This window comes from Paenibacillus forsythiae T98 (assembly GCF_000520735.1).
In the GTDB taxonomy this organism is placed as follows: Bacteria; Bacillota; Bacilli; order Paenibacillales; family Paenibacillaceae; genus Paenibacillus_AQ; species Paenibacillus_AQ forsythiae.
The window spans coordinates 1-1,277 of sequence record NZ_ASSC01000879.1; the positions used below are offsets into that span (position 1 = coordinate 1).

Below are 1,277 nucleotides of genomic sequence, written 5' to 3' on the forward strand. Positions count from 1 at the left end.
CCCAACGGAGCGAAGCCGCTGCTTCTTGGGCGCTTGTCGTAATTCCGGGCAGCACAAGGTCTTTCCAAGAGCGTTCCGCATAGCCTACGTCGCTGATTAGTAAGACCCATCCTTTGCTCGTTTGGACCATAACCGTAAATTGTCCTTTGGTGTGACCGGGTGTATGTACTAAATAAAGCGATCCGTCTCTGAACAGATCAACCCCTTTATTAAAAGGGCCAAATGGAATGGTATCCAGCTCAAAGGATTGAACAGCTACTTCCTGCCACATAGAGCGGGTATAACCGAAATTCCGGTTCGCTGCCTCCCATTCCTGACTGCTGGTCATTATTCTTTTGGCGCGGCTAACATGCTGGAGACCACTGACATGATCCTGATGCAGATGTGTCAGGAGTACGTAGTCCAAGTCGGTATCCTTTAGCCCTATTGATATCAAATGTTCCCGAATGGATTGGCCGGGAGGCAGAGTTCCTTTAAACAGGGTGCCTGACAACCAGCCTAAATGTTGTTTGGGATGGGTACGGATCTCTTCGCTCCACCCCGTATCTACCAGGATTCTGCCTTTCGGATGATCAATGAAATAAGCGGAAACGGGAACCCAGATTTTCTTGGACTTTGGACGGCAAAGACCGGTATATGGAGCCGGATGGATAGTTTGTTCACGAAAAGCCAGCGCCCGGTCGATATACACCTTTCCCGTATGCCAAACATGAATCGTTGTCATAAGCTTACTCCTCATATAGATGACGTGTCATTTAATGAATCTCATAATAAATGATGCGTCATTTATTTGCAAAGATATAAGATTCATGGAGGGTGGATAATAGCTGAACATGCGCTTGCTGTCCCTTTTGCAAAAATTTTATAATATTCCTTGTTTAGAATATTCCAAATTGGGTATATTACAGTTATAAGCAGCCCATACCCAATCATTGAAATGAGGTGGCCTGATATGACCCGTATCGGAAGCATAGGCCGCGCCGCAACCCAGGTTAGAATTGCCCGGACAGAGGGACACTAGGATCATGAATATCTCTACATTCAGCGCACTGGCCGAGCCGAACCGATTAGGCATGGTCGAGCTGCTGCGCGGCGGTCCCTTGACTGTAGGCGAAATCGCCGATCATCTCGGACTGCGCCAGCCCCAGGCCTCGAAGCATTTGCGGGTTCTGCTGGAGGCCGGACTGGTTGAGGTGGAGGCCGTGGCCAATCGCCGGAATTACAGGCTGCGCGGCGAGCCGTTTCGGGCGCTGGCTTCCTGGCTGGGGGCTTACCGC

General features: G+C 50.0%; 2 protein-coding genes. One reads left to right on the top strand and one right to left on the bottom strand.

The genetic code is table 11. From position 1 onward, the window contains the following. A partial coding sequence (locus tag L692_RS0126650) for an N-acyl homoserine lactonase family protein (protein ID WP_025702955.1) occupies positions 1 to 724 on the bottom strand: 724 nt, incomplete at its 3' end. Between the two features lie 301 nt (positions 725 to 1,025). Here L692_RS0126650 and L692_RS0126655 point away from each other — a divergent pair. After that, the coding region (locus L692_RS0126655) for an ArsR/SmtB family transcription factor (RefSeq protein ID WP_051503598.1) at positions 1,026 to 1,277 on the top strand (252 nt) is incomplete at its 3' end.